The following is a 6,232-nucleotide window of genomic DNA, read 5'->3' as shown; positions in this document are numbered from 1 at the left end:
CAGCAGCAGCGCCGCGGCGATCAGGCTGCCGGTCGAGCGGATCTCGACGCCGGGAACGATCTGCGAAGCAAGCCACAGGCCGAGCGCGACCACCGCCGCGCGAATCAGAAACCCTCTCATGAACGTCGCGCTCCTGTTGTTCGCCCCTATTTAGGCGCGGCGGCCGCAAATCGCCAGGGCGGCGGAGATTGGCCTTGGCGGATCGCAGCGCCCCGCTGCCGCCGCCGAACCGCGCCGCCGCGCCAAAGCCTCGAGCGATCTCGCGCTCATCGCGACGCGCGGGAACGGCAGCGAGGACGGGAAGCCTCGACCGCCCGGCGCGCTCGTCGCCTCAGGTGAAGGTTCGTGTGGTCGACGAGGCCGACGACATTTTCGTCAAGTTGATGGTCGGCGTCGTCGAGCCGCGGCGCGCGTTCATCCGAGACGAGGCGCCGAGCCTGGCGAATTTCGACGGGTGAATCGGCTTGCGTGCGCGGCGCGCGGCGGCGCGAGTTGGTCGGCTCGCGTTCCGCTGCGAGCCGACCGAGACGAGCTCGACGAGAAGACGGTCAGAGACACAAGTTGGAGCGGCCGTAGCGGCAGCCGCGGTCTTCCGTCGGGCTGGCGGCGGCTGGATCCGCGGCCGCCGGCGGATCAGACCTCTCCCCCTGGACGATCGACGAGAAATTATGCGGGCCGGACTGCACGACGAAGGCCGTTTCGTAATCGCCCCACTGGGTGATGTGCGAGACGTTGCTCTCTTTGCCGAACTGAATGGCGACCGAGGTATTGGAGTTTCCGTATGCGACGGAGCTGAAGCTGTTTCGCACGCCGACCTGAATGCCGACGACGGTGACCTGGGCGCCGACGATCGAAGAGACGATGCTGTTGATCTTGCCGATTTGCTCGACGGTCACGGTGTCCCCGGTGCCGACGATCGAGGAGACGACGCTGTTGATCTTGCCGATCTCCTCGACGGTCACCGTGTCGTTGTCACCGGTGATCGTGAGGTCGACGATGTTGATTTTGTTGGTCTCGATAATGGTCTTGGTGATGTTGTCGCCCGTCACCGTGACGCTTTTGACGGCGCCATGGACGTGCCCGGCGACATGCCCGGCGGCGGCGTGCCCGGCGGGGTTCCCGCTCGGCTTCGCATAGACGGATGTCGCCGCGCACGCCGCCGCGATCGCGAGAGCCGACCCGAATGTGAACATCTTCATCGTATTTCCCCGCAATGGCCGGCGGCGCGCCGGCGTGAAGTCGTGCTTGCCCCTGGCGCCGGTTGGCGAGGCAGGCGGAGCGTCCGCCGCGGTTTGCGCAAAGAAGGTCTTCATCGCCGGCTCCATCTGGCGGCTGGTCGCGCCGTCTGCGTTCCCAGCTAGTCGCCGCTCTGTTGTTGAATGACGATCGCGGAATTGCCGCCGCTCTGCTGCTGCAGGATCGAATAGCCGGGGCGGATCGTCTTACGGACGATCGGTTTGGTTCCGCTCGGCCCGCTCTGCATGATGATCGCCGTTCCCGACGGGCTCGACAGCTGCGAGCTGTAGAGCGTGGTTCCGCTGGCGGAATCCGCCGCTGCGGCGGTCAGCAATGCGGCAAGCACGAGCGTGGTCATGGGGCGCCTCTGCAATTCAAACTTTGCGCTTGCTTCGCTGAGCGCGGCGGCGACGGGAACGGTCCGCTCCTGATCGCCTTTGGGAGAGTGAGCCGCGCGCCGTCCTTCGAGGGCGCCGGCAGCTCGCGCCGGAAATGCGCCGGCGCGAGCTCGCCGCCCTAACGAGCGGACTGGCGTTCGCCTCGATTAGTAGCCGAAGCCGCCGATGACCACGGTGATGGACTGGGCCTGGACCACGGTCGCGGTGTTGTGGCTGCCGCCCCACTGCGAGACGATCGAGACGTTGGAGCTGCTCGGGCCGGACGAGCCGTGGCTGTGGCCATGGGCGAAGGCGCTGGCCGAGGTCAGCGAGGCGGCGAGCATAGCAACGACGAAAATGCTACCCTTCATGACAATTCTCCCAGTACTGGCGCAATAACGAAGGCCTGCAGTCTGCTACCCCATGACTATTCGTCATGGCGCGCCTTCGTTCTGCTTTGACCGAGCGATTGTCCTTCAATGGGTAGGATTTGATAGTTGTCTGTTCGGACAGAGAAACGGGGAAGCCCGAGGAAATCGTGGTTAATATTGTGCTCGTCTCCCTCTTATTGCTTACTCCGAATGAGGTAGAGGCCGCCTCTGGCCACGCATGGCGATTCCCGCCGGTCGGGGGCGACCCATTCGGCGGCGTCACGAAACGAGGCGAAGGGTGAGACGACCGCTAAACGAGCGGGAGAATATCCGCTTCGACCCTGGCGCGCCGCGCGCTGCGCGCGCGCTCGGAGACGCCGGGGTCGAATTCGTCGCGCGGCCCAACTGCGGCGTAGGCGCGGGCGCCGGAACGATCGAATAACGCCGGTCCGCCAAGCGCCACCTGGGTGCGGTTCGACGCGTTCAGCTTCTTCATGATGTTGCGCAGGTGGACCTTCACCGTGCTCTCGGAGATGCCGAGCTCGAAGGCGATCATCTTGTTCTGATAGCCGGAGCGCAGGCTGCGCATCACGTCGCGCTCGCGAGCGGTGAGACTATGGCGGAGACTCGCGCGCTCGTCGGTCGCGCTTGCCTCTTCGACCAGTTGCGCCGTCGCGGTTTCTTCGTCCGCGTCCCACTCGATCTGGCGGGTCGCCGCCGTCGGCCAGGCTTCTGGAGGCAGGCAATAGCCGCCGACCGACATCAGACGCACCGCCGCAACGGCGATCTCCACGCTCGCGGAAAGCGACACAACGCCGGCGACTCCCAGCGCGCCGAGAGCGGCGGCGCCGGGAGCGCGTTCGTCCAGGGTCACCACGCCGATCGGCGCGCCGTCGCAGCGCGCGCGCAGCGCTTCGATCCTGGCGCTCAGCGTCTCTCGACTGCATGCGATGGGGTCGAACGCGAGCAAGCCGAGCCGGGCCGAGCCCGGAACGACGTCCTCGACGTCGTCGTGACACTCGAGGTGAATTTCGGCGACGCAGGTGGCGATAAGGTGGGCGAAGCCGTCGCGGAACAGGCCCCGCGGCGCGACCAGCGCCGCGCGCCAGGGCGATGCCTCGCGCCCAAAGGCTTCCGCGCCCTGAATGGGATGCGAGGGGGTGACGGCGGGTCTCGAAGGCTGCGCCAACATGGACGTCCTCGAAGATTTGAGCTCGCTGAGACTGACTGCTTCCCTCCCGTCGCCGAACCCGCCGCCGCGCGGTTTCAGCGCCGTATTTCTATTTCTTCCTTATCCCGGGGCGCCCGAGTGTGGGCGACACGCCGCCTTGCCAGTGGAGCGGACCGGGATCTGAAACCGTCCGCCCGCCAGAACGAGTTGAATCGCTGCAATCAGCAGGTCTGAGCCGCAGGCTGTCGGAAATCGTCCCGCCACGCCGGGTTCGTCGACCGCTCGCGCGTCGTCGTCGCCTTCCGATTCCGTCAACAGCAATACGGGGGCGCCGTTCGCGGCGACGACGATCTCACGGATCGGCAGCCCGTCAGCGGTGATGTTCGAAGGCGCGCTGGCGAGAACCACGTCCGGAGATGCGGCCGCCCAGGTTTCGGGCGGCTGCGTCGTTGCGAACGCCAGCACCTCGAACTCGGGCAGTTCGGCGCTCAAAAGATGGAACAGACACTCGCGCCGCAGACGCACGTCGTCGATCAGCAGCAGCGTCCGGGTCGGCGAAGGCGCAGCTTCGTCATCGCGCGTGGCCGCGCCTTCGTCGCCGATTCTGCGTCGCGGCGTCGCCAGAGGAGCCAGCCGGTGACGACCAAACCCAATCGCCGATTCAACCGTCGATAGCCCGCGCGCAGGCGCCGAATGGTCGTTCAGACTCGTGATGTTCATGCCGGACACAACGCACTCCACAGACTCTGCGCTGCGACGCGCCGCCGGCCCCTCCGACGCGTCGATTCGTCACATGGTCCCGAGCCGCCCGCCCGCCGCTCGGCCGATACAAAATTAACCGCACCCCAAGTACTGCATCCACCGCAACCGCTGCATCAAGACGGTCGCCCGCCTGCGACCCTAGTTAAAATGTAACGAAAAATTAACCGATCTATTTTGTCTTGTCAAGTTCCCGCATAGACTGGATTCTAAACGCGAATGTCGCGACGATATAAATGACTAGAGTTCAATAAATAACAGATTTGTCAGGCATGCGCCTTGCGAGACGCGAAGTAATCGTCGCTGACAACGAAAAGTCAGGCCGACTTTCGTAGGTTTTCCCCCAATTTCCACAAGAGCCTGTCTCATTGTCATACATGCGAACCGCCCATTCGCGCCCCCCTTTTGCAACGTTATGGCAGCGCTGCCGGGATAATTCGGACGGCCGTTCTTTCTGCAGGGCAGGTTCGCCCTGCGTCAGCGACGCGTCCGGCGCGCGCGGACTCAGCGCAGCTCGAAGCGGATCGGCGCCGAATAGGCGCGCGGCGCGCCGGTTGGCGGGGGCGGCAGCGGGCTCGCGCGCCTGACCGCCGCCAAAGCTTCGTCGTCGAGCGCGCGATCGCCGCTCGACTGCGCGAGGGCGGCAAGCGTCACCGCGCCGACGCCGTCGAGCGCGAAGCGCACCGTCGCGACGCCGGTCGCGCCGCGTTCGCGCGCCGCCTCCGGGTAGCGAGCCGCAGCCCAGATCTTCGCCATCAGCGCGTTGCGATAGGCGGCGGGTTCGGCCGCGCCGCGCGCCGGGGCCGGGGCGCTTGCGGCGCTCGCTGCGGCGCGTGCGCCTGGCGGCCGCGCCGTCGGCTCGAGCCGGGCGGCGGGTCGCGCCGCCGTCGGCGGCTTGGCCGACGGTTTCGGCTCGGCGCGAGGCGCGACGGGAGCGTCGGTGAGATCGGCCTCGGGCGGCGCGGACGCCGATTGCGGCGGCGGCCAAGCCGGGGCGGGCGCGACGACGGCTTGCGCCGCCCCGGGGGTCGGGTCCTGCGCCGGCGGCGCAGGCGGCGTTTCATCCGGCGCGTCGGCGGCGTCGGCGGAATGCGCGGGCGTCGGCGTTGCGGCGGCGTCGGATTTCGGCGGCGCCGAAGCCGCCGCGTCCGACGCCTTCGCCGGCGTCGACATCTTGGCGTCCGAAGTTTCCGTCGGCTGAGGCGCCGTCGCCTGGGCGGCGCCTGCCGGAACGGGCGTCGCGGCCTCGGGCGGCGGCGCAGACGGCGGCGCGCCGGCCGGGTCGGCGTCGTCGCGCGCCGCACGCGTCGCTCGCATGAGATCGGCGTCGCTCGCGGCCACCGGCGCCTCGCCGGTCGACGCCGCCAATTCGACCGCGATCGCGTCCGGTTCGCCGGTCGGCTGCGGCGCGCCGAGGCTCAAGGCCGCCGCGGCGACGATCGCGGCGTGGACGGCAAGGGAAACAAGCGCGGCCAAGGCCGAACCGCCGCGCGGCGGCGCTGACGACGGGTCGCGATCGCGGCGGGGCGCCGCCTGCAGGCGCGCGCCGCCGGCGACCGGCGCCGACCCCGCGCCCGTCCACTCGCCGCCGTCGATCGCCGCCGCTCGCGCCACGCCGCCGCTCCGCTCCTTCGCTCGACGCACTCTAACGGCAGTCGTCGCGATTTTCGACAGGGTGCGAGCGTTGCGGTAAGGTTGAATTCTCGACGTCACCCGGGCCGACCCCGTCAGGCGGAGTTTTCTTTGGCCGTCAGAGGCGCGCTGGAAGGGACAAACATGAAGCTGGCGAGGAGCCTTTTGATCGGCTCGGCGGCTGCGCTGGCGGTTGTCGCCGGCGCCCAGGCCGCCGACCTTCCGAGCGGGAAGGGCGCGCCCGCGGCTGAATACGTAAAGGTCTGCAAGGACGGCGACAGCGCCGGCTTCGCCATCCCCGGCTCCGACGCCTGCCTGAAGGTCAGCGGCTACGTCGGCGCCGAGATCGCGATGGGCAGCCTCGCCAACGCGCACTGGGCGTCCGCCGGCGACTTGCCGACGGCGTCGAAATACGTCGGCGACGTCGGCCTTTACACCCGCGGCCAGCTCAATTTCGACGCGGTGACCAACACCGCGATGGGCCCGCTGCTCGCCCACGTCGAACTACGCGCCAACGCCGGCGACAGAAACTTCGACTGGAACTCGGGGGCGGCGCTGCATGCCGCCTACGTGCAATGGGCGGGGTTCACCGTCGGCAAGCACAACTCGTTCTACTGGCCGAGCCCCTGAAGACGGGGATAGCGCCGGGAGCGGAACGGCGGTTTCCAGGCGAGAGGAAGCGAAAG

At 68.0% G+C, this 6,232-nt stretch carries 7 protein-coding genes; 1 reads left to right on the top strand and 6 read right to left on the bottom strand.

What is annotated here, in order from left to right; all coding sequences use genetic code 11:
• Nucleotides 1-548 precede the first annotated feature (548 nt).
• From ABSF49_RS07980 to ABSF49_RS07955, 6 genes are all read right to left on the bottom strand, one after another.
• Nucleotides 549-1,313 carry a hypothetical protein gene (locus ABSF49_RS07980; RefSeq protein ID WP_424112110.1) on the bottom strand — a complete coding sequence of 255 codons (765 nt, stop codon included), beginning with the start codon at nt 1,311-1,313 and terminating at the stop codon, nt 549-551.
• Nucleotides 1,314-1,357: 44 nt separating this feature from the next.
• Nucleotides 1,358-1,594, bottom strand: coding sequence for a hypothetical protein (locus ABSF49_RS07975; RefSeq protein WP_424112109.1), 237 nt, complete (start codon nt 1,592-1,594; stop codon nt 1,358-1,360).
• A gap of 186 nt (nt 1,595-1,780) precedes the next feature.
• Nucleotides 1,781-1,984 carry a hypothetical protein gene (locus tag ABSF49_RS07970; RefSeq protein ID WP_424112108.1) on the bottom strand — a complete coding sequence of 68 codons (204 nt, stop codon included), beginning with the start codon at nt 1,982-1,984 and terminating at the stop codon, nt 1,781-1,783.
• Between the two features lie 310 nt (nt 1,985-2,294).
• The gene (locus tag ABSF49_RS07965) at nt 2,295-3,176 is read right to left on the bottom strand and encodes a helix-turn-helix transcriptional regulator (RefSeq protein WP_424112107.1); all 882 of its coding nucleotides are present in this window, start codon (nt 3,174-3,176) and stop codon (nt 2,295-2,297) included.
• Between the two features lie 99 nt (nt 3,177-3,275).
• Nucleotides 3,276-3,884 carry an ANTAR domain-containing protein gene (locus tag ABSF49_RS07960; protein WP_424112106.1) on the bottom strand — a complete coding sequence of 203 codons (609 nt, stop codon included), beginning with the start codon at nt 3,882-3,884 and terminating at the stop codon, nt 3,276-3,278.
• A gap of 534 nt (nt 3,885-4,418) precedes the next feature.
• Complete coding sequence (locus ABSF49_RS07955; RefSeq protein ID WP_424112105.1) at nt 4,419-5,528, bottom strand: energy transducer TonB; 1,110 nt, start codon at nt 5,526-5,528, stop codon at nt 4,419-4,421.
• Nucleotides 5,529-5,690: 162 nt separating this feature from the next.
• Here ABSF49_RS07955 and ABSF49_RS07950 point away from each other — a divergent pair, with 162 nt between their 5' ends.
• Entirely contained in the window at nt 5,691-6,176 is a 486-nt protein-coding gene (locus ABSF49_RS07950; RefSeq protein ID WP_424112104.1) for a porin, read from the top strand.
• Nucleotides 6,177-6,232: the final 56 nt, after the last annotated feature.

The organism is Roseiarcus sp., from assembly GCF_049514155.1.
Classification (GTDB): Bacteria; Pseudomonadota; Alphaproteobacteria; order Rhizobiales; family Beijerinckiaceae; genus Roseiarcus.
Note: the sequence above shows the minus strand (reverse complement) of the source record. Positions and strands in the feature narration are given on the sequence as shown.

What these genes read in the sequence shown, in the direction of transcription:
- ABSF49_RS07975 (WP_424112109.1), bottom strand. Translation starts at nt 1,594, where the DNA reads ATGACCACGCTCGTGCTTGCCGCATTGCTGACCGCCGCAGCGGCGGAT.
- ABSF49_RS07970 (WP_424112108.1), bottom strand. Translation starts at nt 1,984, where the DNA reads ATGAAGGGTAGCATTTTCGTCGTTGCTATGCTCGCCGCCTCGCTGACC.
- ABSF49_RS07980 (WP_424112110.1), bottom strand. Translation starts at nt 1,313, where the DNA reads ATGAAGACCTTCTTTGCGCAAACCGCGGCGGACGCTCCGCCTGCCTCG.
- ABSF49_RS07965 (WP_424112107.1), bottom strand. Translation starts at nt 3,176, where the DNA reads ATGTTGGCGCAGCCTTCGAGACCCGCCGTCACCCCCTCGCATCCCATT.
- ABSF49_RS07950 (WP_424112104.1), top strand. Translation starts at nt 5,691, where the DNA reads ATGAAGCTGGCGAGGAGCCTTTTGATCGGCTCGGCGGCTGCGCTGGCG.